This window comes from Pseudoalteromonas sp. CF6-2 (assembly GCF_021729425.1).
GTDB lineage: Bacteria > Pseudomonadota > Gammaproteobacteria > Enterobacterales > Alteromonadaceae > Pseudoalteromonas > Pseudoalteromonas arabiensis.
Genome location: NZ_CP091443.1, coordinates 638,690 through 664,004 on the forward strand (window position 1 = coordinate 638,690; position 25,315 = coordinate 664,004).

The 25,315-nt window shown below is 39.2% G+C and carries 27 protein-coding genes; 9 read left to right on the top strand and 18 right to left on the bottom strand.

The features are described 5' to 3' along the window. Positions 1 to 65: 65 nt before the first annotated feature. On the top strand, positions 66 to 1,151 hold the full coding sequence (locus tag L3Q70_RS19515; RefSeq protein ID WP_062567620.1) for a methyl-accepting chemotaxis protein: 1,086 nt from the start codon (positions 66 to 68) through the stop codon (positions 1,149 to 1,151). A 96-nt stretch (positions 1,152 to 1,247) separates the two neighbouring features. Here L3Q70_RS19515 and L3Q70_RS19520 read toward each other — a convergent pair whose 3' ends face one another. Continuing rightward, positions 1,248 to 2,459, bottom strand: coding sequence for a sugar efflux transporter (locus L3Q70_RS19520; protein ID WP_237115403.1), 1,212 nt, complete (start codon positions 2,457 to 2,459; stop codon positions 1,248 to 1,250). Positions 2,460 to 2,595: 136 nt separating this feature from the next. Beyond that, positions 2,596 to 5,094 (bottom strand): S8 family serine peptidase, encoded by a 2,499-nt coding sequence (locus L3Q70_RS19525; RefSeq protein WP_237115404.1) that lies wholly within the window; start codon positions 5,092 to 5,094, stop codon positions 2,596 to 2,598. A gap of 544 nt (positions 5,095 to 5,638) precedes the next feature. Between L3Q70_RS19525 and L3Q70_RS19530 the strand changes: the two genes are divergently transcribed. From L3Q70_RS19530 to L3Q70_RS19545, 4 genes are read left to right on the top strand one after another with little or no spacing between them, the layout of a single operon-like run. Beyond that, positions 5,639 to 7,153: a curlin gene (locus tag L3Q70_RS19530; RefSeq protein ID WP_237115405.1), complete on the top strand. Its 1,515-nt coding sequence runs from the start codon at positions 5,639 to 5,641 to the stop codon at positions 7,151 to 7,153. A 35-nt stretch (positions 7,154 to 7,188) separates the two neighbouring features. After that, complete coding sequence (locus L3Q70_RS19535; protein WP_062567623.1) at positions 7,189 to 7,581, top strand: curli production assembly/transport protein CsgE; 393 nt, start codon at positions 7,189 to 7,191, stop codon at positions 7,579 to 7,581. Between the two features lies 1 nt (position 7,582). After that, positions 7,583 to 7,996 carry a curli assembly protein CsgF gene (locus L3Q70_RS19540; RefSeq protein ID WP_237115406.1) on the top strand — a complete coding sequence of 138 codons (414 nt, stop codon included), beginning with the start codon at positions 7,583 to 7,585 and terminating at the stop codon, positions 7,994 to 7,996. Further along, positions 7,996 to 8,769 carry a CsgG/HfaB family protein gene (locus L3Q70_RS19545; RefSeq protein WP_062567625.1) on the top strand — a complete coding sequence of 258 codons (774 nt, stop codon included), beginning with the start codon at positions 7,996 to 7,998 and terminating at the stop codon, positions 8,767 to 8,769. The genes L3Q70_RS19540 and L3Q70_RS19545 overlap by 1 nt, the downstream gene beginning before the upstream one ends. Positions 8,770 to 8,839: 70 nt before the next feature. Here L3Q70_RS19545 and L3Q70_RS19550 read toward each other — a convergent pair whose 3' ends face one another. The 4 genes from L3Q70_RS19550 to L3Q70_RS19565 form a co-directional block, all read right to left on the bottom strand. After that, on the bottom strand, positions 8,840 to 9,532 hold the full coding sequence (locus tag L3Q70_RS19550) for a response regulator transcription factor (protein ID WP_062567626.1): 693 nt from the start codon (positions 9,530 to 9,532) through the stop codon (positions 8,840 to 8,842). A 198-nt stretch (positions 9,533 to 9,730) separates the two neighbouring features. Continuing rightward, the gene (locus L3Q70_RS19555; protein WP_237115407.1) at positions 9,731 to 12,871 is read right to left on the bottom strand and encodes a M1 family aminopeptidase; all 3,141 of its coding nucleotides are present in this window, start codon (positions 12,869 to 12,871) and stop codon (positions 9,731 to 9,733) included. Continuing rightward, on the bottom strand, positions 12,858 to 13,733 hold the full coding sequence (locus L3Q70_RS19560) for an ABC transporter ATP-binding protein (RefSeq protein WP_237115408.1): 876 nt from the start codon (positions 13,731 to 13,733) through the stop codon (positions 12,858 to 12,860). The genes L3Q70_RS19555 and L3Q70_RS19560 overlap by 14 nt, the downstream gene beginning before the upstream one ends. Before the next feature lie 283 nt (positions 13,734 to 14,016). Beyond that, the gene (locus tag L3Q70_RS19565; protein WP_237115409.1) at positions 14,017 to 14,211 is read right to left on the bottom strand and encodes a hypothetical protein; all 195 of its coding nucleotides are present in this window, start codon (positions 14,209 to 14,211) and stop codon (positions 14,017 to 14,019) included. A 248-nt stretch (positions 14,212 to 14,459) separates the two neighbouring features. Between L3Q70_RS19565 and L3Q70_RS19570 the strand changes: the two genes are divergently transcribed. Both L3Q70_RS19570 and L3Q70_RS19575 read left to right on the top strand, forming a co-directional pair. Then, positions 14,460 to 15,518 carry a histidine kinase gene (locus L3Q70_RS19570; RefSeq protein ID WP_237115410.1) on the top strand — a complete coding sequence of 353 codons (1,059 nt, stop codon included), beginning with the start codon at positions 14,460 to 14,462 and terminating at the stop codon, positions 15,516 to 15,518. Further along, positions 15,515 to 16,189, top strand: coding sequence for a response regulator transcription factor (locus L3Q70_RS19575; RefSeq protein ID WP_237115411.1), 675 nt, complete (start codon positions 15,515 to 15,517; stop codon positions 16,187 to 16,189). The genes L3Q70_RS19570 and L3Q70_RS19575 overlap by 4 nt, the downstream gene beginning before the upstream one ends. Here the strand turns inward: L3Q70_RS19575 and L3Q70_RS19580 are convergent. Genes L3Q70_RS19580 through L3Q70_RS19590 form a run of 3 tightly spaced genes read right to left on the bottom strand, consistent with a single transcriptional unit; the run spans position 16,186 to position 17,822 of the window. Then, positions 16,186 to 16,785, bottom strand: a complete 600-nt coding sequence (locus L3Q70_RS19580) for a GDSL-type esterase/lipase family protein (protein WP_237115412.1) — start codon at positions 16,783 to 16,785, stop codon at positions 16,186 to 16,188. The two genes, L3Q70_RS19575 and L3Q70_RS19580, sit on opposite strands and share 4 nt — an antisense overlap. Then, positions 16,785 to 17,309: a DsrE family protein gene (locus L3Q70_RS19585; RefSeq protein WP_237115413.1), complete on the bottom strand. Its 525-nt coding sequence runs from the start codon at positions 17,307 to 17,309 to the stop codon at positions 16,785 to 16,787. The genes L3Q70_RS19580 and L3Q70_RS19585 overlap by 1 nt, the downstream gene beginning before the upstream one ends. Positions 17,310 to 17,357: 48 nt before the next feature. After that, entirely contained in the window at positions 17,358 to 17,822 is a 465-nt protein-coding gene (locus L3Q70_RS19590; protein ID WP_237115414.1) for an NAD(P)H-dependent oxidoreductase, read from the bottom strand. A 77-nt stretch (positions 17,823 to 17,899) separates the two neighbouring features. Between L3Q70_RS19590 and soxR the strand changes: the two genes are divergently transcribed. Together soxR and L3Q70_RS19600 are read left to right on the top strand one after the other, a co-directional pair. After that, the gene (soxR, locus tag L3Q70_RS19595) at positions 17,900 to 18,361 is read left to right on the top strand and encodes a redox-sensitive transcriptional activator SoxR (protein ID WP_237115415.1); all 462 of its coding nucleotides are present in this window, start codon (positions 17,900 to 17,902) and stop codon (positions 18,359 to 18,361) included. A gap of 73 nt (positions 18,362 to 18,434) precedes the next feature. Then, a complete protein-coding gene (locus tag L3Q70_RS19600) occupies positions 18,435 to 19,040 on the top strand; it encodes a hypothetical protein (RefSeq protein ID WP_062567635.1) in 606 nt (201 codons plus the stop codon). A gap of 35 nt (positions 19,041 to 19,075) precedes the next feature. Here the strand turns inward: L3Q70_RS19600 and L3Q70_RS19605 are convergent, their stop codons facing one another. The 9 genes from L3Q70_RS19605 to L3Q70_RS19645 form a co-directional block, all read right to left on the bottom strand. Beyond that, entirely contained in the window at positions 19,076 to 20,242 is a 1,167-nt protein-coding gene (locus L3Q70_RS19605; protein WP_062567636.1) for a lipase family protein, read from the bottom strand. A 27-nt stretch (positions 20,243 to 20,269) separates the two neighbouring features. Beyond that, positions 20,270 to 20,788 carry a DUF6795 domain-containing protein gene (locus L3Q70_RS19610; protein ID WP_062567637.1) on the bottom strand — a complete coding sequence of 173 codons (519 nt, stop codon included), beginning with the start codon at positions 20,786 to 20,788 and terminating at the stop codon, positions 20,270 to 20,272. A 16-nt stretch (positions 20,789 to 20,804) separates the two neighbouring features. Further along, positions 20,805 to 21,317, bottom strand: coding sequence for a DUF6795 domain-containing protein (locus L3Q70_RS19615; RefSeq protein ID WP_237115416.1), 513 nt, complete (start codon positions 21,315 to 21,317; stop codon positions 20,805 to 20,807). A 209-nt stretch (positions 21,318 to 21,526) separates the two neighbouring features. Then, the gene (locus tag L3Q70_RS19620; protein WP_237115417.1) at positions 21,527 to 22,318 is read right to left on the bottom strand and encodes a hypothetical protein; all 792 of its coding nucleotides are present in this window, start codon (positions 22,316 to 22,318) and stop codon (positions 21,527 to 21,529) included. A gap of 52 nt (positions 22,319 to 22,370) precedes the next feature. After that, positions 22,371 to 22,637: a hypothetical protein gene (locus tag L3Q70_RS19625; RefSeq protein ID WP_062567639.1), complete on the bottom strand. Its 267-nt coding sequence runs from the start codon at positions 22,635 to 22,637 to the stop codon at positions 22,371 to 22,373. 25 nt (positions 22,638 to 22,662) lie between these two features. Further along, a complete protein-coding gene (locus L3Q70_RS19630) occupies positions 22,663 to 23,238 on the bottom strand; it encodes a hypothetical protein (RefSeq protein ID WP_237115418.1) in 576 nt (191 codons plus the stop codon). Between the two features lies 1 nt (position 23,239). Continuing rightward, positions 23,240 to 23,998, bottom strand: a complete 759-nt coding sequence (locus L3Q70_RS19635) for a hypothetical protein (protein ID WP_237115419.1) — start codon at positions 23,996 to 23,998, stop codon at positions 23,240 to 23,242. 47 nt (positions 23,999 to 24,045) lie between these two features. Then, positions 24,046 to 24,489: a hypothetical protein gene (locus tag L3Q70_RS19640; protein ID WP_237115420.1), complete on the bottom strand. Its 444-nt coding sequence runs from the start codon at positions 24,487 to 24,489 to the stop codon at positions 24,046 to 24,048. After that, positions 24,489 to 25,307 carry a TIGR02594 family protein gene (locus L3Q70_RS19645; RefSeq protein ID WP_237115421.1) on the bottom strand — a complete coding sequence of 273 codons (819 nt, stop codon included), beginning with the start codon at positions 25,305 to 25,307 and terminating at the stop codon, positions 24,489 to 24,491. The genes L3Q70_RS19640 and L3Q70_RS19645 overlap by 1 nt, the downstream gene beginning before the upstream one ends. Positions 25,308 to 25,315: the final 8 nt, after the last annotated feature.

The following is a 25,315-nucleotide window of genomic DNA, read 5'->3' on the forward strand; positions in this document are numbered from 1 at the left end:
AGTTAATACTTTGATCTATAATCAACTTGTGTAAGAAGTATCAACCATATGAATTAGGAACATACATGTTTGTCTCTAGCAAAAGCCACTCTTTACTCCAAGATCAATACAACGCGCTATTAGCTGAAGTTGAGGCACTTAAAGCCGACAATCACGTATTACGTGACGAAAACGAACGCTTAGAAGCAAAATTACATCATCAAGCTGATGATGCAGACCAATTGTTCCTAGCCAATTTATTAAATAGTTCGATTGAATGTATCACGCAAATTGAGGGTGTACGCCAAACTGTACTCGACTCATACCTTGTTATCGAAGAAGAAAGCCAAGTAACTTTACAAATAAGCCAACTCTTGAATGACTCAAATAATGCCCTGCAACATATTGTGAGTGAAATGGCGAATATGGCGAGCAAAATGGGTAGTATGACCAGTAACATTACCGGCCTATCTGATATGGCGGATAGCATCAATACCTTTGTATCAACCATTTCTAAGATTTCTGATCAAACCAACTTACTCGCGCTTAACGCTGCGATTGAAGCTGCCCGTGCGGGTGAGGCTGGTCGTGGGTTTAGCGTTGTTGCCGACGAAGTGCGTACGCTTGCAACCAACACCAATAAATCAGCACAAGAAGTGTCTGATCTAGTAAAGGAGATCATCAACAAAACCAGCGAAACAGTGACCTCGGTTGAAGATATCCAGCAAAACAACACTCAACTTTCAACAAGTTTTGATACGCTAAACAATGACTATGGTTCAATCATGAGCCACTGTGATTCAATGAAAGAAACGATTATTAATGCAGCCATACGCTCATTTGTGCAAACCGTAAAACTAGATCACATTGTTTGGAAAGGTGAAGTCTATGCGGTTGCTAATGGCACAAGTAACAAGTCGATTGATGACTTTTCAGACCATACTATGTGCCGATTAGGCAAATGGTATAATTCAGAGCAATCAAATGGCTTCAAACAACATAACGCATTTCGTCAATTAGAAGAGCCACATCGTGAAGTTCATCGCAATGGTGTTGAGGCATTAGTCATGCTGCAAACTGGCAATAAAGACGCAGCGATTAATCACATTAATAAGATGGAAGCAGCCAGTGAACATGTGATGAATTTACTTGATCAACTCGCTAATGGCTAATGGGTCGTTACTCATAATTAAACCCCCCAGTAATTGGAATGTCCAACTATTTGGGGTCACTTCACAGATACTCGGTCTTTTATCTATTTAAGCTAATTACTCAACTAGGCCTTCTTGTCGCACTGGCATAACAGCTCCGTGTTGTTCTTGTCGTTTTACATAGCTAAACAACAGCAAACACCCTAGTGCCAAGCTTGCAGCTAGCATAGAACCAAGGGTTGCGAATCTAAAACTATAAAACTGTGCAATAACCCCTGTTGCCCCTGCCCCACACATAACACCAAGTTTAATTGCGTTGGTATAAAACGCAGAGGTGAACCCTATCCGCTCTGGGAGCTGATCTTGTAATACGGTTAAGCCAATGCCCGCAAAAATACCGTAAAACAGCCCATTTAAAACTTGCAACGCGATTAAATGCCATACTTGAGTGGCAAAAAACACCCCTAAATAAAATACAATGGCACAACAAAATGCGAGGGCAAGCATCGAGACTTTACTGTATTTTTTAGCAAGCCTTGCTCCATACAGCATGATAGGAATTTCTAACAGTGCCACTACACCCATAAACAGCCCGGGCGTATGTTCAGCAAATCCTAGTTCAGTAATGCTATAAAGTGGCAAGGCAGATGAATACATAATATTGCCCGTTGAACCAAGCGTAATGGCGAATCCCAACAACCAAAATGATAAACTCGCTGCGGCTGCTGGCTCTGAGCTGTGCTGTGACTTTTTCGCGCTGTAGTCAGGAATAAACTTACATGCAAAAATAAGTGCAACCAATGCACACGCTGCAGCAAAGTAAAACGAGCGGCTAAATTCGCCTCCCGCAGCTAACAAATAACCAAGCGGCGGACCGCCCACCCAAGCAAAGGAAATAGCAGCACGTAAACGGGAATTAAAGCTGGTAATGTCGATGTTCTGTTGACGCCCTGCCCATTGTCTTGCCACTGTCATCATTTGCGAAATTGCCGCATTGCCCATCGCGAGAAACAACACGCCTGCGAGCAGGACTTGCCAAAATGCAGTAGCATTCGCAAAGGCCACTAACGCGCACACCATACCTGATACAGCCACCATAAATAACTTACGCGCACTGGTGCCATTATCAGCCATGCCACCCAGCCACTGACTGATAACTAAACCCGTAATAGTGACCGCCACCATATAAACACCCAAATAAACGGGCGGTGTTTGCAGCCCTTCTACAATGAATAGGCTCATCAACGGGTTAACGAATGCTCCCATTAACCCGGTTAGCATACTTAGCAGAATAAAAATTACACCATGCTGTTTCAGCAATGCTTTCACGACAACCCCACAACAATATGACACGTGAATAGATATAAAGGGCGCAAATTATACACCGTTTTAGCGAAAACTTCATTTTGTAATACAAATTAAAAAGCCCAGCGTATAAGCTGGGCTTTTTCAAAGTGGAATTCTATTAGTCGAACGATACCGCTACAGGGTTAGAGCAAACGGTTTCAGTTACACATACCTTGTACTCATAACTTGGTAACTCAGCATTACGCTCTACATCACGGTAGAAGCCGCGATCCGCTACTGTTTCAAGTAGTTCTCCGTTACGGTAGATGCTTACTTGATCAGCAACTGTTTGCCAGCTTAAATCAACACGCATAGTACCTAAACGCGTTTTACTTGAGCGTTTAAGCGATAACTCAATTTCAACATCAGATACGACGACTGTTTGCGTAAACGTATCTGTTTGGCCTTCGCTATCTGTTGCTGTTAGCGTCACTTCATAGCTACCCGCTTCGACATAAGTATGTAGTGGATTTGCATCTGTCGATGATGCACCGTCACCAAAATCCCACGCCCAAGAAACAATATCATTATTGCTATCTGTGCTTGTATTGGTGAACGTTACATTTAAACCGGATGCTTCAAATGCAAAACCTGCTTGTGGTGGCTGCGGGCTTACCTCACCAATGGCGCTGAAAGTAAGTGACCAGCTGTTTAATGTACCTGTATCAGCAGCCAGTACATCTTTGACATTAAGTACCCAATCACCGGTTGCAACTTCGCCATTAAAGTTAGCCAGCGAATAGCTTTGTACTAAGTCATCTGCGCCACCTCCTGATTGGCTGTGAAGCGTGGCTGTTGTTCCTTGTGGCGAAGTTAACGTAACGATCAAATCACCAATGTAAGTATGAGCAATATCAATACTTGCATCCGTTGAGAATACTGTCAGCTCGTCAGCAACAGTTATTATTGAATCAATACCTGTGTCATCGTTATCTGGAATAGTCAAAGGTGTTTCATTTGAGTAAGTAAAATCATTTAAGCCAACAGGATTAACAAATAGTGACACAGTGCTTTGTTTTGCTAGTTCACCTGACGTTGCATCAACAACAAAACTATAGCTACCCCAAGCCGTTTCCTCTTGTGTGGGAACTGTTAATGTAACTACATCACCCGGCACAGCTTCAGTTTGCGATAGCGTTGCACCGTCTAAATCAGCTTGAAGCGCTAGGTTAACAACGCCCTCCCACTCGGCAATTGAGCCAATTTCAAAGGTATAGGTTGCAGTTTCACCTGCGGTGATTTGTTGCGAACCTGGCGAAACCGAAATTCTGAAGCTTGGCGTCGGATCAGCTTGTTCAAGCGCTTGATGCACATTTAAACGATTACCCGATACCGTTTTACCTTGCAATGCTTCATTTTGATCACCACTATTCATTAACAGTTGTTTTAGCTCGAGCGCTGTTAAATCGGGGTTGATTGATAACACCAGTGCCGCAGCACCTGCAACATGCGGTGTGGCCATTGAAGTACCAGAATAGCTTGCATAACCATTGCCAGGTACCGTTGATAAAATTGCACTACCTGGTGCACCTAAATCAACACTGGTTAAACCCCATTGTGAAAAGCTCGACATATTGTCTCTGCTATCAGTACTGGCAACGGATAACACACTCTCGTGCTCGTAGTTTGACGGGTAATGCGGGTTTTGATCGTTATCTACTGCATCATTACCTGCCGCTGCAACAAATAAAATATCTGCTTGCTCACTTGCAGTGATCGCATCTGCCAATGCTTGGCTAAAGCCACCACCGCCCCAACTGTTATTTAAAACACGTACATTGACGCCTTGGTTTTTAAGATCAACCATATAGTCGATACATTTTATCGCATCAGACGTTGAGCCTGTACCATCTGCACTTAAAAATTTACAACCTACAATTGATGCTTCTTGGTTTACACCGACGACACCTGTACTATTATTACCCGATGCACCAATAGTACCTGATACATGCGTACCATGACCCTGATCATCCATAGGGTCACCAGCATCAGTGATTGCATTAATACCATGTACGTCATCGATGTAACCATTACCATCGTTATCAATACCATCACCTGGAATTTCACCTGGGTTGATCCACATATTGTCCGCTAAATCTTCATGGCTGTAATCAACACCAGTATCAATTACACCAACAACAACATCACGGCTCCCTGTTGAAATATTCCACGCTTCAACAGCATCAATATCAGCATCTTCTATACCACCGGTTTGACCTTCATTATGCAAACCCCATAATTGAGAGAAATCAGGATCATTCGGCACATTAGCTATCGACACACGATAGTCAGGTTCGGCATATTCAATTGCAGCATGGCTTTGTAGACGCTTGATAGCTTCTTTGCTGCTCATACCAACAATTTTAAATTTAGCTAAACGACCAGATAAAATTGCAGAGTAATTATCATCAACACCATCTTTGTTAACATCACTAATCGTCGCTTTCACTAGGTTGCGAGCATTTTCTCGCATCGCGACAGACGTACCAGCTTTATACATGACCAAAACTGAGTCTTCACTTGCACCGACTACGGTCGCTTTTGCTGGAGTGCTAATTTGCGCAGTACCTAAACATGGTAATAAAGCTAGGCTGAGTACAGATAATTTAGTTTTCATATTTTCTATCCATAATTAGTTAGGCTGACCGAGAGGTAGGCTCGACCAACAAAGCTCATTACTTCTGAATGAATATCACATGGCATATTTTATAAATGGCAAATCACAATCAACTGGCAAGAAAAATACCTATCGAAATAAAAGATCCATACTTTTAAATGGGAAAAAATGATAGAAAAAAGTGAAATGCAGCACTTTTTAACCGGTTCCAAATTCAGGAACCTCAAACACAATAACTAGCACTTTTTAACCAACCGATAAGCAGAAATTAAACAATAAATTAACAAATCAGACTTAAGCCATTGAAAATAAATAATATTAAAAACAGCAAAAAATGATGATTTTTTATTCCTAAAAATCGGCCTAGAGTAATTACTTGTTAATCTAAAATTCAGATTATCAACGAGTAGTAAATACGTTTCATACACTTCTGAACGTCACAAACGGAATATCACGCACTTAATCCGGCAAGGCATGCCGGTACATAGTTCTAAGTCAAAAATTGATTAGAACTTTGATTAATAATAACTGAAAGGAAATAATCATGAAGTTAAAAAAATCTCTACTCACATGCGCAATCACCTTCGCTTTGGGCTCAAGCTTTACTGCATCCGCGAATATTGATGATAAAGCTCAATCCAGCTCAGAGCTTGCTACGCAAGTAGCTGTACAAAGCACGACCAGCTCAGTCTCGATTGATCAAACATCGACATCGGGAGTCGGTAATTCACATGTTGTTATACAACAAGGTACTGGTCAAACTACTGAAACAGTGAGTGTTGGTGATGGCAACTTACTTGAAGTTACTCAAACACAAACTAGTAACTTATCACTCGTAAATGCAACGGGTAATTTTAATACTATAACCCACAATCAAAACGGCACACTCAATGGTGCTTTATCCGAAGTTACTGGTACAGACAATACAATTGATGTGGCACAGCAAGGTGCTGGCTTCTTTGGCATTAATAATGAAGCAATTAATATCATCGAAGGTGACGCAAATACTATTGAAGTCAATCAAGGTGATGGTGGTCATTGGTTATATAACTTCAATATGCAAGGTAACGACAACACAATTAGTGCATCGCAGGTAGGTTTATTAAATGAAGCGACATTCAATGTAGTTCAAGGTGATGATAATACACTTGAGGTAGCACAAGACGGTGTATTCAATGCATTTACTTCGGATGAAATCGTTGGAAACAGTAATGAAATTATTATTGATCAAACCGGTTCTTTCAACAGCGCTATACTCACCTCATTGCGTGGAGATGCCAATGAAGTAGAGTTTGAACAAGATGGCGATTCAAATAGTGTTGTTATTGCTGAAATCACTGGCAATGATAATGAAATTAACGCTGATCAAGAAGGTAATAGTAATAGCTTTGAGTCTGCTGTAATGATGGGTGATGGAAACGCTCTTTTAGTTAATCAAGCACAGGATAATAATACCGTCACACTTGATGCCATTGGCAATGATAATGAACTAACAGCATTTCAAAATGGTAACGGCAATGACGCTTACCTAGGTGCCGTTGGTGACGAAAATGAATTTACCAGCAATCAAATTGGTGATGCTAACAGCGCACATATCGCAAACTTTAATGGTAGTGATAATGACGTTGATATTAGCCAGGCTGGTAATGAAAACACTGTACTTGTGCAGTCGTCATACCCTGACACTTCTCTCACTTCAAATAACAACGAAATTACCGTTAACCAAGAAGGTAGCTTAAATGAAGCCGCTCTTACATTTGCAAGCGTTCTTGATAGTAACAGTAACCAAGTTTCATTTGCGCAAAGTGGTGAGTTGAATGCCATAGATCTCATTATGGAAGGTAGCGGCCATTCTGTTGATATTAGTCAGACTGGCTCTGAAAACTTTGTAGTAGGTGTTGATCAAGGTGCTTTTTTAATTGGTGGCGAGAATAACTCATTTGTTGTTGTGCAAGAAGGTAATGCGAACCTTGTCGAGGGCTCAATTATTGGTTCTAACAACGCAGTTATGATCACCCAAATTGGTGATGGCAATATCGCAACTGTCACTCAAGAATAAACTTTTAGGAGGGAGCTCGGCTCCCTCATTCAATTATGAAAACACAACTTTTAACCCGTATTTATTGCATTTTTTTAGCTTTCACTTGTTTTACAAGCCAAGCTAAAGAGCTAGAGATTGATGGCCTTGTGCTCGACAGGAGCATAAGCCGTTTTGGGCACCAATTTTATTTTGAATTTGCGAACCTCTGGCGCGATCTTCCTTCTACGGCTGGCTTTAATATCGAAATAAAAGAAACGGTATTACCACGAGCAGGCACACGACTCGTACTAAGAATGAATAATCAAATCGTGTATGTCACTTATCTAGGCCGTCGCCTTGAACCTTTGGATGAGCGTGTAAAACAAGCAATGTACAGTGTTATGGACGCGATGGCGCGCAGTCAGATGCAACAATCATCACCGGATATGGCAAAAAATGGATGGTAAAATGAAATATATCATTACCCTAATAATAATTTTCAACTTACAAACTAGCTGGGCGACCGAACTCGTTTATACCCCAATTAACCCCAGTTTTGGCGGAAGCCCGCTCAATGGCAATATGTTATTAAGTAAAGCACAATCACAGAATAAGCATAAAGCCCCCATTATTGAGCAAAATTATGCAGATAAATTTCAAGATTCACTTGAGCGTACTTATCTAAACCGTATGGTGAGAGAAATCACCGATATGGCATTTGGTGAAGAAGTAGATGACAGCATTTTCAATGGCGACTCGTCATTTATCACCGGAGACTATGAAATACAAATTATCACCAGTACCACCGATACCATCACTGTTAGAATAACAAGCATACTAGATGGCACTGTGACGGTTATTGAAGTACCGAGGTTTGAATGATGATTAAGGTAATTTTAAGTGCGATACTATTGATACTTACTGGCTGTTCATCAATTGGTAACCTTGTTCCACCAAGCAAGGAGTTAGCCGAGACATTAGAACCAACTGAAACATTTCAAGCCCTTCAAGCACTGCCTAATCCTATGGGCAGTATTCCTGTTTCTGTTTATTCATTTAGAGATCAAACGGGTCAATATAAACCGCAAGCCAATGTGAGTTCATTCTCAACCGCCGTCACGCAGGGTGCTAACTCAATTCTGGTACAAGCTTTACATGAATCTGATTGGTTTATTCCTGTGGAGCGTGAAGGTTTACAAAATATCTTAACTGAACGGAAGATAATCCGTGCTGCACAAGCAGAAAATAAGGATTTACCAGATCTCCCCCCTCTTACAACTGCAAAAATAATTCTTGAAGGAGGAATTATTAGCTACGATACCAATATTAAAACGGGCGGTATCGGTATGGAATATTTTGGTATTGGTGCATCAGAGCTATACAGAGAGGATGCGATTTCAATCTATTTGCGCGCTGTTGATGTACGAACAGGACAGGTATTACTCTCAGTCGCCACCAGCAAAAAAGTACTTAGCCAAGAAATGCGCGCAGGCTTTTTTCGCTATGTGAGTTATAAACGACTTGCCGAAGCAGAAGCAGGCTATACAGACAATGAACCCATGAGTATTTGTGTTACTCAGGCTATCGAGAAAGCCCTTAGTGACTTAATTCTAAAAGGCATCAATAAAGGTATTTGGTCAGCTAAAACGGTGTAAGCTAAATAATGGTGCTGATTATCAGCACCATTATTTATACAACGGCTTATAAAACCCAAGCGATGTCTTACTATCTTTGCAAAGATAAACTCACAGCCATATAGTTTTGTGCCCAATTAGCAAGTTCAACTCGATTACGCGACGCTGTTTTTTTGAATGCACTATAGAGATGGGTTTTTACAGTATGGTCACTAATATTCAAACTTTCAGCAATATCACGATTACTTGCTCCTTGTGCTAGCAAATGAATAACAGATTTTTCGCGTTTAGTAAGTGAGTTTAGCTCTATTGCTGTTCCAGCGGTCTCATTATTTGTATTAAATTGGTTTCGAGAAATAGCTGACCACATATAGTTAAACACAGTGGAAATGCTCTTTGAACTAAAAAGTAGCTCGCCATTAAGCACTTTCATCAGCCCAGCAAAAATATCTTCTGGCGATTGCTCAGCAAAAAAGACACCTTTAATACCATTAAGCAGTAAATTCTTTTCACACACAGAGTTAACTTCAGCATTGAAAATAACCACAGTGTGTTTTTTGGCAAGTTGAACTAACTCAGCTGGAAGCAAGTCGAGCCAATAAGACCCTGCACTATCAATAAGATAAAGATCAAACTCCTCTCGCATTGACTCTAATGGCAGCCGCGAATCAATTTTAACGCGCACGAAGAACGCATCTAACATTTTAATTAAATATTGATAATTATGACTGCGATTTTGTGACGTTGCTTGGGCTTTTAGGAATACAGAAGTTGGCTGAATCATTTTATTTCTTCCTTGAAATATTTTCTACACAATACCTAAATAAGACACAAGCATCAACATAAAAATAAACATATGGCAACATAATTATTAAAAAAACTCATCCTTTAGGGTTTGTTAAAACCAACCAAATAAACGATGATTCATTAACCAGCAAAGACTCTCCCTTAGTAACATTAAAAGTTTCTTGTGCTAATTTGTTTAAATTTCTAAAAACAACTCTTTAATTAATACTCTATCGCTATTTTTAGCATGGGTTTGCAAAGCACGTATGAAATCCATAGAAGTTGCTGGCCGGTTAGGGTATGCATATTCTCTCCAAACAGACTTAAGTGCTTTTATAATGACTTCATCGCCCACTTTTTCTCTGAGTCTTGCAAAAACAATCGTTGCTTTAGAATATTGATCATAATTTTTTGTTGAGTTTACAAGTGCTTGTTTAGCTAAAGTGTCAACCCTTAAAGCTTGCTTATATCGCCTAGTTTCGTAGTCAACAAGTGCATTCATCGCTGCTTTTCCATAGCGTTTTTCTACCATGACCAACTCTATGTACTTCGCCATCGACTCAACTAAAAAGGCGCTGTCATCAGGAACGCTGTTACCTATATCGTGACCAAACCACTGATGAGCCGTTTCATGAACTGCGCGCCGATAGCGCTGATCAAAACCAGCATCAAAACTAGGGAATGCCCTAAACCCCACATTATTTTCAATAAGTATAATCTCAGGTAAAGCATAACCCGTTCCACCAAACTTGGGCGCGGCAACCATGCTCAATGTCTTTGCTTTATAAGCAACAATATTATTTTTAAACCAAGTCAGTGTATCTTTCATCGCCTGTAAATTAACGGCTATTGAATCGGCTGGTTCCGTAAGCGTTTTTCGATTTGCATATATTTGTAGTTTTACCTCACCTAGTTGCTCGCTTATCGGTGAGCTTGGAAGCGTAAGCCATGCAGGTAGATTATTAAATGCCGAATCGGTTTTAAACTTAAAAACTTCGCGATTATCTTCGCGTTGATGGGCTATTCGAGTGCCCTGCGTCACAACATAGTAGCCTGATGCGGTTGATACCGTACTCGACATAGTTATGCGATCATACCTTGATGGTCGATTTTCCTTAACAGCAAGCAGCTCTGAAGGTAAGGAACTTGTCCTAGCGAACAAACCATGCTTTTCCCTAAGGTGCTTGTCTATTAGTTCGTAATTAACCTGATACCCAATCGTTGGCAACACAGGAACAGCACGAATATAACTAAACTCAGGAGTAATAATTTGATGCCCCACTGCGGGCCAAAGCTTTGCTTGGTGAATTTCAAACTGCGTGGTGAGTATTTTTATTTCACCGGGTTTTATAGCATCCTCAAACTCATACACCGCTTGATTTAATGATGGGTAAAAAGCAGCTTTCCTTGCACCAGTTATTTTTATGTCTGCCCATTTATAAAAGCCTGCGCGACCAACTAGGATACGTTTTATAGCAGTAGAATGAGGGTTGGTTAGAGTATATTTAAGTTCAAATTGTGCAAACTGTTTGTCAGGATAAAAGTCTATATTAGCATCAATATGACTAATGATTGGTTGCTCTTTATATTTCCAATTCACAAATGTGCTTTCATAGTTGGCTTTAAATGCTTCACGTTTATGTGAGTTAGTTAACGGCTTTTCTGCCACTAAATTAAAATGCAACTGCGCAAATAAATAAACAGACAAAAAGACTGGCAGCGCTAACCATGTGTCTTTCACTTTTACGGCCCGTCTTCCAAGCCCAGCCCCACGATGATTATAAAGCTGGCTTATGACAACAAAACTGAGTACCGCGACAATCCACACGCTCATATATGGCCAATAACTGTTTAAACTAGCTCTGTATCCCCAAAACTCGCTAGGTGCTTGTAATGGTGTCCAAGCTAAGCTCCAAAAAGTATGTGTGAGACCAAAGGAAGTCATTACTGGCGTAAACTTGAGTATTAAGATAACAATAACAACTAAGCCAGCGACTAAAGGCGAACGGCAAATATTGAAAATGCACACGCTCACCCAAGCAACTAATGTAAGTGTTAACAGCATTAGAGCGAGTATATAAATATGCTGACTAGCATGGTACTCACTGCCAGCAAACCACTCAGCAAAAGAAGCTCCCAAAAAGCTCATCACAGAAAAAACAATTGCTAAAGTCGCCACCGTGAATAATTGGCTGTGTAAAAGCGTTGCCGTTTTTACTGGCGATGCAGCAATCAGTTCAGCCATATGAAACCGTTTTGCCGCACAACTAACCTGCCAACTCCAAAGGACAAGTAATAAACAGCCAATGAGCAAATGCATATCAAACGCATAATGATTAATTGCATCGATACTCGTAGGGCTAACCACACTCATTGCTTCTGCATATTCAAAAGAAGACGCAACACTGTTAAATACAATGACTGACCACAATACTAAAGTCAGTTGTGTTATAGGGAGCTTGAGTACATTTAAAATTGAAACTTTATAAAGTGTTAAAAATATGAAGCAATTATGCCCTTTTGGGGCAATACCCTTGTATAGCACTTTTAAATTTAAGACTGGCTCTGAGGCCTTTGTACCTTGTTTAATATTTTTCTTAGTGGTGCGAACTGCCACAATATAGATAACAATTGTAAGTGTTACTACCATCAACCGATTTATTACAAGCGCCCAATATTGAGGCTCTACGAAGCCCGCAATAATCGTGGAGTAAGCAAAAGGATCAAGCCAAATAGATGCCTGATATAAAGACTCACTTATAATACCACTACCTGCCAAAATGGGATTGCCGGTAATACTTGCGAAAAACAAATAACCAACCCATATGGCACCCAGAATAGTGTAAGTTACCAATGTACTTTGAAACCGCTTACAAACCCAAAAAGCCAAAACCACTAAAAAGCTGCAATTTGGAATAAGTAGCAAAAAACTATTTAACAATAGAGAGTTAACAGCTTCCCAATCCAAGCCTTGCACTCTTAACTGCCAATACCAAACTATCAAAGATCCAATAAAAGAAATCATGATAAGACATAATAGTAAACTCGCTACACGAAACAGCTCTCTGTATTTTGACGTAATCGGGGTGACACCTATAAGCTCATCCATGTTGTGTAGTTGATCCCGTAAAAAAATAGCGGGGGCAAGTATTCCCACTAGCACGGCAAGCTGCATCATGTGTATTGATATTAAGTGTAAAGAAAATTGCTTAAGGGTATCTCCCTCTGCAATAGCCAAACCGGAAGATAACGTAAATGCAAAAAGTGGCGCAAACACACAACATAACCAAACAATAGGTTGAGTAAAAAGGTACTTTAATTCATTACGAAGTCGCATTTTTAGCCCCTTGCGATTTCAACTCATAAAAATATTTATCTTGTAGCGTCGCCGTTGCAGCGATTGCCTCAGGTTCTGGGCATTGAGGGGCGTAAACACGAAATATTGGCTTACCATAACGATAACTTTTGCTCAACACTAGGGAGCCTGCGGGTAGCTCTGATGGTAAGCGTTTCAATAACCAAACATTACCTGCCAGTTGATGCACTAGTTCATCAACATTGCCACTTTGAATGAGTTTGCCTTGATTGATCATTGCGACAAAGCGGCACTGATTTTCTATATCTTCAACAATATGGGTAGATAATAAAACTAAACGCTCTTTGCTAATTGAAACTAATAAGTTATTAAGGCTCTCACGCTCAGCAGGATCAAGGCCTGCGGTTGGCTCATCTAAAATAATGAGTTTAGGATTACCCAGTAAGGCTTGTGCAATTCCGAAACGCTGCTTCATACCACCAGAAAATTTACTTACTTTTTTGTTTGCAAACCCTGTTAAATTTAAAAGTGACAGTAATTCATTAATTTGTCGCTTTCGTTGCTCTGAATTAAGGCCTTTCAATATGGCAATATGCTCTAACAAAGCATGACAACTCATTGCAGGATAAACACCAAACTGCTGTGGTAAATAGCCAAGCTGCTTACGCAATTCATCTGGGGACTCTAAAATATTTAAACCATCAAAATTAATATGACCTGTGTCTACATTTTGTAAGCAGGCTAATGTTCGCATTAAGCTTGATTTTCCTGCTCCATTTGGCCCAAGTAAACCCACCATTCCTTTGGGCAAATGGATTGTTATGTCATTTAATGCATGTGTGCCATCTGCATATTTCTTATTAATATTTGTGAGTGTAAGCATAGGTACATCCTTAATTAACGAATCGTTACATTAAGTGACTGTAACCAAGTCGGTAAGGGAATTATGATCAAACTATAAAAGCACAGGATAAAAGTAAGTATTTAGCGTTCATCAGTAAAAATAGTACGTTCATCATTACATTCGTGCATCAACAAAGAAAATCATTAATCTTACATAGGTATATAAGGGCATGAAATAGAATGACTTTAACTATGCTCATAGGTCATCATGTATTAAGCTGGTGTGTTAGGTTGTAAAAATAAAATGGAGTGGCGTTTGCGGGCTATTTTTTCTCTTCTATCAGGCAATTCAAATAACAAATATTTGGTTGCTTTGCTGCCAGTATTTGCAGCCATTTTGCTTGAAGGTCATACACGCTACCTGTCGTTAAGGCTTGACTCCCCTGCTTTATATTTAAAAATAAATCTGCAACTGTTATTGGAATGCCTGCCCTTTTTAATTGCCCATCTTTTAACATTCAAGGGAACATATAAAAGCCCAACCTTGGTGTGGCTTACAGGCTTCACTCTGTATCCGCTCAGCATATATACACTTGCTCTAGTTTCTTCAACTTACGCTCAATGGCAATACTTAAGCGTACAATGTTGGATTTTGTGCTCGTTAGCCAGCTTACTTTGGCTGGTTTCACAGCGTAATAAGACCAATAAAAACAGCTTAATTGCTAGGTGGTTTATCTCTTTTATATCATTAGATAACGTGGTGCTGATGATACTGATTTGCTGGGCTTTTTTGTTCGCAGGTATACTTAATAGTCATCAAGACCCTTTATTAAATCAACCATTCGAACTAATTTTTGATGTTGGCAAATTCTTTTCAGAGCTTAATCAGTTTTTATTTTACTTTCTTCAACTTGGCGTTTATGCCGTTATCATATACAGCTTATATTTAATAAATCGCTACGTGCTTATTCGTCATTTATTAGCAAACTACGGTGTCTTCACTTTTGTGGCCTCATGTCTCATTTTTATGGCTACACTAACCCCGTTACTTATCGAACTGGTGCTAACATTACCTATTAATGATTTACCACAAGATATTGCGAATCTAACACCCAGTGGTAACCAAAATATTTTTGCTAAATATAATTATCAGTTTATGTTTTTCTTTCTGATCATTACTACACCTATCATCCTTGCTTTTGAAAGACAGCAACAGCAAAGTAAATTAAATGAAATAGCAAAACAGCAAACCAAAACCGAATTAAAACTTCTTCAACAACAAGTTAACCCACATTTTTTATTTAACACCCTAAATAATTTATATGCACTCACGCTCACAAAATCAGAGCATGCGCCACAGTTGGTTATGCATTTAGCAGATTTATTAAGATACACTGTCTATGAAGGACAAAAGCCAGTGGTTTTATTAGAAAAAGAATTGGCATACCTAAAAAGCTTTATAGAGCTACAAAAAATTAGAAGCGCAAACAAATACTTATTTAACCTAACCTGGCCTGATATAGTCGACGATCTTCATATAGCGCCTTTATTACTGATTATAATCGTCGAAAATGCCATTAAACACGGTGTAGAACCTGCATCGGACTCAACAAAAGTAACTCTCGCAATTACTATAAATGACACTGTGCTAACACTCTTTTGTGAAAACTCTATAAGTACCCAAACTGAAAAAAGCCACCCAGGCATGGGGCTCTGTAACCTGCAAAAAAGACTAGAATTGTTATACCCAAATAAACATACCTTAACGGCTAAAAAACACGCGACACATTGGCAGACAACCCTAACTTTGGAGTTATCAAAATGATAAGAGCAATCATCGTTGACGATGAACCCCTAGCCCATCAAGTGATTGAACATCACCTACAGGCACATTCTGATATTAAGATTACAGCTCAATATGTTAGCGCAAAAGATGCCCTCTATGGGTTAGCTAAATCCGCTGTAGATTTAGTGTTTTTAGATATACATATGCCAGAGCTAACAGGAATCGAGTTATTAAAAACTCTGGCACACCCTCCCCAAGTCGTCATTGTAAGCGCGTACCAAGAATACGCCATAACAGGGTTTGAATTGAATGTGACAGATTACTTACTCAAACCCGTGTCTGCGCCAAGGCTTGAACAGGCTCTCAATAAGGTGCGTGAGCGTTTAGTTAAACCAAATATAACTGAGCCTAATAACATTACGCTTAAAGTCGATAGAGAAAAACGAAAGTTTAACTTAGATTCTATTGAATATATTGAGGCATATGGCAACTATGTGAAGGTGCATCAAGCTGAGCAAGTAACACTTGCGAGCACAACACTAAAACAGCTTAGTGAGCAGCTACTCCCTTCATTTACCCAAATTCATAAATCATTTTTAGTAAACAAACAAAAGGTGATAGCTGTCAACAGTGAATTTGTTGAACTAAATACAGGTAAAACCCTGAAAATAGGTAAATCTTTTAAAGATCTTTCGCAAACTCTACTTTAAAGGTATTCAAATAAATAGTCGGCAAGTAACTTATGCTCTTGGGCTTGCCAATGCACGCCCTCTGTTTGGCAAGGAACAAGGAGAGCATAACCGTTTATAAAGTGACACTCATGGCGTTCTGTGACTAATTTATACTCAACTGTTAATTGCTTCGCTTTTTTGGCAGCGCCCGCATAGATAGACTGATAAGCCCCAACCTCATAAACCGCAGATGGACTCAGCACCACTATTTTAGGCATCTCTCGATGCAGATAATGATTTTCGATGTCGACTATTAACGTATCCAGTGCTTTGGCAATATCATCGGCTGCTAATCCAAAACGACGCTTTAAATCATTTGTACCTAGCTGAATAATGATGACATCAACATGATACGCTCTAAGATATGGCTCTAAGTACTTAACCCCTAATTTATCACCACTAAATGGTGGCTCATCAGCTATCGTACGATTTGGTAGTCCAGCTTCAATAACCAAATGCCCTGCACCGAGCTTGTCTGCAAGCAAACATGGCCAACGTGTATGTTCGTCAAAGCGCTTACCATCTAACGGTGAAATCCCATAGGTATTAGAATCACCAAAACAAAGAATATTCATTAAAATGGATTCAGGGTATAGCCCTGCTGCTGTAGTTGTGCGTGCGCTGTCATGGCAGATAATGCCATTTGCACACCAGGTATCAGTTGCTCTTGCTTAACTTGCATATGTGTTGCCGACTGACCACATACATAAACAACGGTGTTGTGCGCGAGTAATTGTGAGATCAATTGTTGGTTTTTATTATCGCTATTAAAACGTTGCTTATAAGCACCCGTTTTGAGTACATCCACACTTGCACTGCCATGCACAACCAAAGCAAGTTGAATGTTTTCTGGTTTCACACCATGAGCAATGTGCATATTAATAAAACGTGCTAGCGAGTTAATACTGTTATTTTGCTTACCTTTCTCTGCAGCATTGGCCACATCAAAGGCAATTTTAAACCTTGTTTGCTCATCAATAGCCGTATGATTTGGCACAGTATAATAAAAACCAAATCCTTTAATCGCGGGCTCTTTTTGCTCTGCATGACTTAAACTTGCTACCAATGCGAGAGATAAACCCAACAATGTTAATTTCATAAATAACCCTGTTGTTTTTTATCTCTAGCCTAACCTTTTTTTCTGATTTTAACTAGCCTCAATATGCTGATGCGCTTTAAAGGTCATGCCTAAATAATTAAAGGTATTTTTAAACATATCTATAAACGCACTTGGCGCGTTAACCGAACCTGCATTTGATAGCAGTGAGAACTGTTTTTCACGAAGCGTTCTAAGCTTAGGTCTGAGAATTTCATCGTCCATATAATCAGTAATACGGTCTAAAAAAGCTTTAAATTGTGGTGTTGTGTTATACCAATAAACAGGAGAGGCTATCACCCAATGTTGATAGCTTAATAGAGCTTCAAAAACGGCATAAAAGTCATCATTTTTATACTGTTTATCGTAGCGATAAGCTGAAATAATGTAATCATCAAGGCAGACGATATCTCCTCCATATTGCTTTTTATAATCATTAACTTGTAAGCTCGTATTTCCTTGTTTTCTTGCACTTGAATAGATGATTACTGTATTCTCAATCGGTTTTTGTTGCATTATTATTGCTCCTTTTTTTATGATGTGCGCAGCGTAAAACCTCAAGCTAACTTTAGGTCAACACTTTGGAGCAAATTATGTCAGGATCAGAAAAAAAACTCGTTGATGCAAACCTATCGGTTGGCTTTGTGGCTAAGCGCAGTGGCGTTAAAGTCTCAACGCTGCATTTTTATGAAACAAAAGGCTTAATCCGTAGTTGGCGTAATAATGGCAATCAGCGTCGTTATAAGCCTGACGTACTGCGCCGTATCGCCGTGATAAAGGCAGCACAGGCCATGGGCATTACCCTAGAAGCTATAAAGCACACGCTAAGTACTCTACCTGAGCAACGCACACCAACGAAACAAGACTGGGCAGAACTTTCAAAACGCTGGCAAACTCAATTAGATGAAAAAATTCACTATATGCAACGACTCAGAGATCGAGTCAACGGCTGTATTGGCTGTGGCTGTTTATCTATGGCTAAGTGCCCTATTTATAATAAAGAAGATCATTTAGGTGAAGAACACTCGGGTGCCGTACTTTTAGAAAGAGATTAGCTTTGTTATCTAGTGACTCAACTTTCTTTATATATTACAATGCTTTAATAGCATAAATGAAAGGAATCTAATCATGGATAACAGTAATAAAAACCCACCGAAGATCAGCAATGCCCTTAAAACAGTGGATAACAAAGAGCTAAAAAGTACCGGCTTTTGGCTCAATCAAGTTTTTTTAGTGCTATCAACTGTTTTTGGTGTTTATCTCGCAGCGCAAAGTGGTTTAGAACAAGCGCTAAAGTTTGATACTTTTAGCAAGATGGAAGATAACTATTATCTTCGTACTTCTTTGTACGACGAAGTGAAGGATAATGCAGATAATCTTAGTAAGTTTGCGGCCTTATTGGCTAAAAGCCCCCCTAAGTCTGAGCTTGAATATAATAAGCCAACAATCGAAAAGTATATTTGGCAAACAATGCAATATTCGCCCACAACATTAGAAACACCGAGCGAGTTTCTAACTCAAGTGCGTCGCTTTTACAGTAAGAGTCAATTTATTATAGATGCCGCAATAAACCGAAAAATGTCAGCCAAATATGCATCTGAAGAGCTGAAAAAAGCAGTAGCGATAATTGAAAATCAAACCTTGCCGAACCTACAAAGCAGTGCAGCATTACTTAAAACTGAGCTAAGTAAAAACGGGATCGATATCGGCACGTTAAAAGGGAATAACAACTAATAAAAAAGGGCATGCACTGCATGCCCTCAAATATTTTAGTCTAGGCCGTTTAAACCATCTCTTGCAGCTTGATATAAAGCGCCCAGCGTCGAGTCGAATGCCCATTTAATCACACTGTATGTTAGCTCCACTGCCTTACCAATCACTTTCCCAGCAAAAACCAGCATATGACCAATTAAGCCCAAAGTCTGAGATGCAAATGAAGCAGACGCTTTAGCAATCTTATCTAATGTGCGAGCCAACATATCGTAAAAAGTTAAACCCGTACCAATTGCCGCTTGTGCCGCCACAGCACTGTAATAACCCGCATCTTTTAATAAAGTGACTAACGCAGCTCCTAATTTATCGGCCCAATGGGCATTAAATGATGCTTGGTTTCTATCTTCAAAGTTGAGTCTTACCGGTGTGTTAAGGTAATGGTTTGCTTTAACAGTTAAGTTATTCCAATCACTACTATTGGCAGTATTTACGTAACCTGGGTTTCCGCTAAGCTTATGTGCCGCACCTTTAAGACCTTGGCCGCTGTCTAGGCGTATTTCTTGACCGTTATAAGGTGCATGAGAAAATGGCCATAACGGTACTTTTGTTACCGGATCAGCGCCATGCGTACATCGGTAAATGTGATCTATTCTTGAAGTGGCCGATCTTGAGAAGTCTTCTAAACCCACCCTTGGCGAACCAAATGTATAAAGTTTTACCGGTAACGAGTATTCTGCTTTAATCCAATCGGCAGCCAGCGTTGCTAAAGCGCCCCCTAAGCTGTGGCCAACTAAATGAACACCCGCTGTAATTTTATCTCTTACATTCGCTGCCATAAACTCTTGAAGAGCTGGCTTCATTGTATAAAACGTTTTATTAAAACCAGCATGAACCATGCTGCCGTTAGCGCCACCACTTAAACCGAAATGTGCATCAGTTAGGCCGTCTCTCAGTGAAGCAGTCCCACGAATGGTAATAACTGAATGCCCTTGGAATGCATTTTTACCATGTGCAACCAGACCAAAGCCTGTGCTTAAGCCAAATAGGTGAGAGAAAAAGCCGCCTGAAACGCCCTGTATAGACTTACTATTGATAGAGAAATCAAACTGGTCTCGCAAAGACGCATGCAACAGCCCATTTAAAAGTTTTGTATTTTTTAATTCTTTAGCATCATAGGCAAGTGACGCTAATTGAACTGCTTGAGTAGGTGTTAACGTATTCATTTTAAATCCCTTTATTGGTTTTAAACGTTAGAGCTTACAAGTGGTAAAAACAGCAAATGTATGCTGCTTATCTTCTTTAGCCGCTATATCATATGTTTGTGGTTCATGTGCGATATCACACACCAAATCATTCAAGTACTCGGTGAGTGTATCTTTGTGCTCATAAGGAAATACTCTAACAGCCCAAATAGTTACTTCCTCTGCATTTTCATCTAATGTGTAAATATGTTGAATAACAGATTCATTGTCGAACATGTTTGATGGCTTTGATGTTTTGATCACTTTTTCAGGAAAAGAAAAACGGCCATCAGTACCCGTTGTTACTTCATCAATATAATCATCGCCATAATTTAGTTTACGAAATACCTTTTTACCAGCAACAGGCTGCTCTTCGTATAGCAAACGACCTTCAACCGGCGCTGATAGTTCAAACTCTTCCTTACTAAAAAAACCAAACATATTTGCAAAAACCTGTGTTGTAGTAAATAAAATTAGCAAAGCCACTGCTGCAATAAGCATTGGCAATTTAAATCGCTCTATTAACAATATAATCTCCTTAAAATCACAACTCACAAGCGCCATAGATTGTAAAATAATGATCTAATGCTTCTTTAATAGGCACATCATAGGTGTGTGGTTTCTTAGCAACATCACACCGTAACCCGTTAAGAAGCTCCCTTAGCGTTTCACTATTTTCATAAATTGAAATACCCGCATACCACAGTACAATGCCTTCGGGTGTGCCATTTTCAAGGTACACATGCTGAATTAGTGCATCATTATCAAATATATTTGATTTCTTCGAGGTGTGAATTCGCTTTTCATCAAAGGCGAAAAAGCCGTCATCATTTGTTATTGTTTCATCTATGTACTCGTCGCCATAGGTGAGTGAACGAATAACTTTTGTATTTACAACGGGCACCCCGTTATCTAATAAAACACCCTTAATAGGAGCCGATAACAAAAAATCATCTTTATTAAACAAACCAAAAATATTTGCAAAAGCGTGTGAGCCAGTAAATAACGCCATAATAGTCACGATTACCCCCAACAATGAACACTTTAACCGCGACAACAGCAAAACTCCTTTTTTAGCATTCAGATAAAAAATAGGCTCTGTAATTAAGCTACTTTAAACGTGAAATAAGAATCTATAATGACTTAAATACGATTTAAGCGCTAAACACACTAGTACAGCTAAAAAATATAATTATTTATTCTAATAAGGTACAAGTCGGATAACAAGCAAATTGCGCAAAAAAGATACTGCAAATTCACTTAAACTTAATTAAAAAACAGCTCATAAATAACTTTGCATATCACACTAAAGCCTATTCCCATCATGAGTATATACCCAAAAAAAAGCCCAATAGCCCCTGCTGATGGATCCTTTTTTACATCAATTTTTAAACACAAGGAGCAAAAAACAATAAAGATAATAAAGTTAGCAATAATCCCAACAATATAGGCTTCTCCAGCTAACGGGGCGATCCCCGCCAGCGCTGCACCCAGCGTAATAAGCAGGCCGGAAGGTGCTTTTTTAAATGAACTATGATGTTCAATAACCTTTATCACAAGCGTTATAATCATGAGGACTAAAAAGTACAATGTAGGCCATAATGCGTTATATAAATAATCTACACTGAATAGCTGACTCACTGAAAAAACGCTTTCATCGTTTGCAGGGGGGATAGCAGTCTGTGCGGCCTCTGCGGGGTCATCCATAAAAAAGTACGCAATTGCCATAGCAATTAATTTTATAATCCCGAAAAAGATAAAGCCTGCAATCGTAAAGCTGATCGCATCATCCTTTGTGACAGGTTTTTTGGCTTTACTTGCCAAAATTACAGCGAGTAATAACCCCAATACCCAGACCCCACCTAGGTAAAGTAGCGCCTCAAAAAACTGGCTAAAATAGAAAACAGATACCCCAGGGGTGACAAACAAAAATAGAGCATCATCATTTTTGACCGGTGTATCTGTCATAGGGTGAAATTCTGGCTGTTTAAACAGAGCCAAATAAACAAACAACGGCTGTAAAACCACCATTAACATACATGTATTAATTAATGTCACACATCATCCTTGAAACTAAGTTTTTGCTAGCAATAGCCTGCCTAAACTCCTGTTAAAGATTAATCTTTTGAAAGTAGGTTTTTAATTTTAACAACCCAGATTCAAGCTCAAACTGTTGTATTTTAGGGTTTTTAAACTTAAACCCATTGGAAATATGCGTATTAATCATAGCAGCCATGCCTTCAAAGCCTAAAGGCGCACTCGCGACTAAATCAGTCAGCAAAGGCTCAATTAGTGGCTGATGCTCTTCAATTAAATCAGGCTTGTTGTAAACATCGTTTACAAGCTGTGTGAGAGTTTGTTGGTGTTGTTGTTCCATAATTGTCTCTATAACTCCATGTTATTTAATTTTTTATGTTGTTTTGTTCAGCAAGTGCAAGTAACTCCGCGGCACGCTCTTTGTGATAGTTAATCAACGTGTTTTCATATACATACTGAGCATGTTCACCCATTGCAGCCCAGTTCTGCTGGGCCTTATACAAATATGCTAATTCCAAATGTGCAGCGGTTATTAAAGAGTTCGGCCGCTCGATATCTAATGTGATAAGCTCTTTATAAAGTGACATGGCATAATTTATATCTTGCTCCACAAACGTACCTGTCCTATATAACCATGCAAGTATTGAGTATGCTTTGGGTTCTTTTTTTTCCATTCTTTTTTTGGCTTCAGCAATTAAACGAGAGCCATCACCAATATGCATACTTAATGTTACTAAAGAATTCCAGTATCCCATCTCAATCGCTTTCTCACACCAAAGCTCTAGTTTTTCAGGTGCATTAATCAAACTTTTGTGGCATTGCTCTGCGGCTACTTCTCCCGTTAAGTCTGGATCATTAATATCTATTGAATTATCCCATCTTGGGCCTGCGGCATATAGGAGGGGCGAAAATACACACAGTAAAAAAAGAATTCTAAACATATTACTTCTCAAGCAACTTTTTTTCGGGAAGATGTACTGTATAAGAAGAAAAAGGAGAAGGTATGAAAGATCCCTTTCTTGAAAAGTAAACTTTTCTCAAAGATTTATCAGCATTAGACTGGCCTTCACAAACCCCATTATTAAAGCACGTTACTCCACCAATATACTCTATAAGACTAATGCTACTTACATTTAAACCTAGCATTATTGAATCGATACCAATATGTTTATTACCTGCGTTAAATGCGTGATATCGATGCATAAAAGCAACAATACGGGTACTTTGAGTTCGTTTTAATTCGGCATTAAAAATATTCGCCCACATTTGATTTCTTTGAATATGAGAATCCATACAGGTACTGTTGTCTGCTTGCTCCCAGTTACAGCGTCCATCGATTTCATCCATCATTTCAGTTGACATATCTAATGGAACAATCTTCATCCCTAATGAGTTGGCCGCTCTCACTAATTCACTGTAACCAGTACTCGCAGCATCATTCCAGTTCCAGTCTTCTTGGAAATGTTTTTTTATAGCATCAAAACCCTTTCCAGTTCGCTGATAGAACTCTATTTTATCTTTAATGTATAAAGGCAACATTTCCATTGCAAAGTGGGTAAAACCTGCAGTTTTTAGCTGTTTAAGTGCCTTAATTGCCTCATATTTATACGATAGAGGATTGTGACTAGACTCTGCAATTATCACCAAGCGGGCATTTCCTGCCATTGTTTTATAGTTAACATCCGTGTTTATTTTACTCATATATTCCCTATCCATTTTATTAAAGCTCTTCAGTAAGCTCTTAGGTATTATTTACACCAACCAATACTGTCGCTTATTGTGGCTACCTCTTTTTTATGTTCAGTCAGCCAAGACTCGATAGCTAATGACGATTTAAATTCAGACCCTGTACCTGGCCAGTAAAAATTTCCACTTTCATCAACACAAAGTGCTATATAGACAGGCTCTGAATTAAAAATAACATCTTCTCCAGCCTCAACATACATATCATAGTTTAAGCTCTTGATAGGTTTGCCTTTGTAAGTAGAGAGTACATCCGCATAATAAACATGCTTTTCCGAATTATCACCTTCTTGAAAAGCCTCTACTTTAGTGATTTTAACTTTAGCAAGAAACTGAACATTTTCTGATGCTACTTTGAACCCATTTAGCTCTAAGCTTTCAGTAACGTTAGCTAATACAGGCTTAGTTAAAGCCAAAAAAGCGAATACAATGATAAATATTTTTTTCATTAGGCCTCACTTCCTGCGACTGATGCATTTTGTGTATAAATAGGCAAACTCGCTGACAATGAATCAAAGCTAGTCGGAACTACAAAGTCATCCCATACATCCTTTTTATACTTTGCTACATTAACACTGTTACTTTGATTGCCACCCAACATATATAAATAATTACCATCAACACTTTGACCTACTACAAACGCAACATGACCCCCACCCTTTCTAGATTTTATACCTATAGCGCCGTAAACTGGTTTACTAATAGGTTTGCCAAAGTTGATCCACTCTTTAGCTCTGAAAGCATTTTTTACCGGGTCCATGTTATTTTGCTGCATAACCCAAGCAACAAACGAGCCGCACCAAGCATTTTGCCCACCACTATCATCAGTACCCCAAAACTTTGATGCCTTGAAATACTCTAAGATACGCGGATTTGCTTTTTTGCCAGCGACTTCTGTCTCTCCAACTTCAGCATAAGCTGTTTTCATCCAAAATGCAGTTGTCACTGGCATAACTGGAGGCGTTTTAACTTTACTTAGCAAAGCCAAACCCGCTAGTTTCTCGTTGATCTTTTTGTGGGTTCGGCCATTTGGGTCTATTTTTCCATCTGGACGCACCATACCTAGAACTTTGCTTTGAAACTGTTTAATTGCGGCAACAGTTTTAGAGTTTTCTGGGCGAGAACCTAAACGTCCGTCCACTGCTAATGCGTTTGTTGGTGAGATAAGTTTTAGTAATTTATTTAAAGCGGTTTGTACTGTTTTTACATCGAGTGGGGTATTAACACCACCTAGTCCAACAGATTGGGTTATTCTTATTGCTGACATGTGAAGGT

Bases quoted from the DNA above. Each gene is read 5' to 3' on its own strand.
- L3Q70_RS19645 (WP_237115421.1), bottom strand. From the start codon at position 25,307: ATGTCAGCAATAAGAATAACCCAATCTGTTGGACTAGGTGGTGTTAAT.
- L3Q70_RS19545 (WP_062567625.1), top strand. From the start codon at position 7,996: ATGATTAAGGTAATTTTAAGTGCGATACTATTGATACTTACTGGCTGT.
- L3Q70_RS19625 (WP_062567639.1), bottom strand. From the start codon at position 22,637: ATGGAACAACAACACCAACAAACTCTCACACAGCTTGTAAACGATGTT.
- L3Q70_RS19540 (WP_237115406.1), top strand. From the start codon at position 7,583: ATGAAATATATCATTACCCTAATAATAATTTTCAACTTACAAACTAGC.
- L3Q70_RS19550 (WP_062567626.1), bottom strand. From the start codon at position 9,532: ATGATTCAGCCAACTTCTGTATTCCTAAAAGCCCAAGCAACGTCACAA.
- L3Q70_RS19555 (WP_237115407.1), bottom strand. From the start codon at position 12,871: ATGCGACTTCGTAATGAATTAAAGTACCTTTTTACTCAACCTATTGTT.
- L3Q70_RS19535 (WP_062567623.1), top strand. From the start codon at position 7,189: ATGAAAACACAACTTTTAACCCGTATTTATTGCATTTTTTTAGCTTTC.
- L3Q70_RS19525 (WP_237115404.1), bottom strand. From the start codon at position 5,094: ATGAAAACTAAATTATCTGTACTCAGCCTAGCTTTATTACCATGTTTA.
- L3Q70_RS19635 (WP_237115419.1), bottom strand. From the start codon at position 23,998: ATGAGTAAAATAAACACGGATGTTAACTATAAAACAATGGCAGGAAAT.
- L3Q70_RS19590 (WP_237115414.1), bottom strand. From the start codon at position 17,822: ATGCAACAAAAACCGATTGAGAATACAGTAATCATCTATTCAAGTGCA.
- L3Q70_RS19575 (WP_237115411.1), top strand. From the start codon at position 15,515: ATGATAAGAGCAATCATCGTTGACGATGAACCCCTAGCCCATCAAGTG.
- L3Q70_RS19565 (WP_237115409.1), bottom strand. From the start codon at position 14,211: ATGTTAAAAGATGGGCAATTAAAAAGGGCAGGCATTCCAATAACAGTT.
- soxR (WP_237115415.1), top strand. From the start codon at position 17,900: ATGTCAGGATCAGAAAAAAAACTCGTTGATGCAAACCTATCGGTTGGC.
- L3Q70_RS19585 (WP_237115413.1), bottom strand. From the start codon at position 17,309: ATGAAATTAACATTGTTGGGTTTATCTCTCGCATTGGTAGCAAGTTTA.
- L3Q70_RS19515 (WP_062567620.1), top strand. From the start codon at position 66: ATGTTTGTCTCTAGCAAAAGCCACTCTTTACTCCAAGATCAATACAAC.
- L3Q70_RS19605 (WP_062567636.1), bottom strand. From the start codon at position 20,242: ATGAATACGTTAACACCTACTCAAGCAGTTCAATTAGCGTCACTTGCC.
- L3Q70_RS19640 (WP_237115420.1), bottom strand. From the start codon at position 24,489: ATGAAAAAAATATTTATCATTGTATTCGCTTTTTTGGCTTTAACTAAG.
- L3Q70_RS19560 (WP_237115408.1), bottom strand. From the start codon at position 13,733: ATGCTTACACTCACAAATATTAATAAGAAATATGCAGATGGCACACAT.
- L3Q70_RS19580 (WP_237115412.1), bottom strand. From the start codon at position 16,785: ATGAATATTCTTTGTTTTGGTGATTCTAATACCTATGGGATTTCACCG.
- L3Q70_RS19570 (WP_237115410.1), top strand. From the start codon at position 14,460: ATGATACTGATTTGCTGGGCTTTTTTGTTCGCAGGTATACTTAATAGT.
- L3Q70_RS19530 (WP_237115405.1), top strand. From the start codon at position 5,639: ATGAAGTTAAAAAAATCTCTACTCACATGCGCAATCACCTTCGCTTTG.
- L3Q70_RS19630 (WP_237115418.1), bottom strand. From the start codon at position 23,238: ATGTTTAGAATTCTTTTTTTACTGTGTGTATTTTCGCCCCTCCTATAT.
- L3Q70_RS19600 (WP_062567635.1), top strand. From the start codon at position 18,435: ATGGATAACAGTAATAAAAACCCACCGAAGATCAGCAATGCCCTTAAA.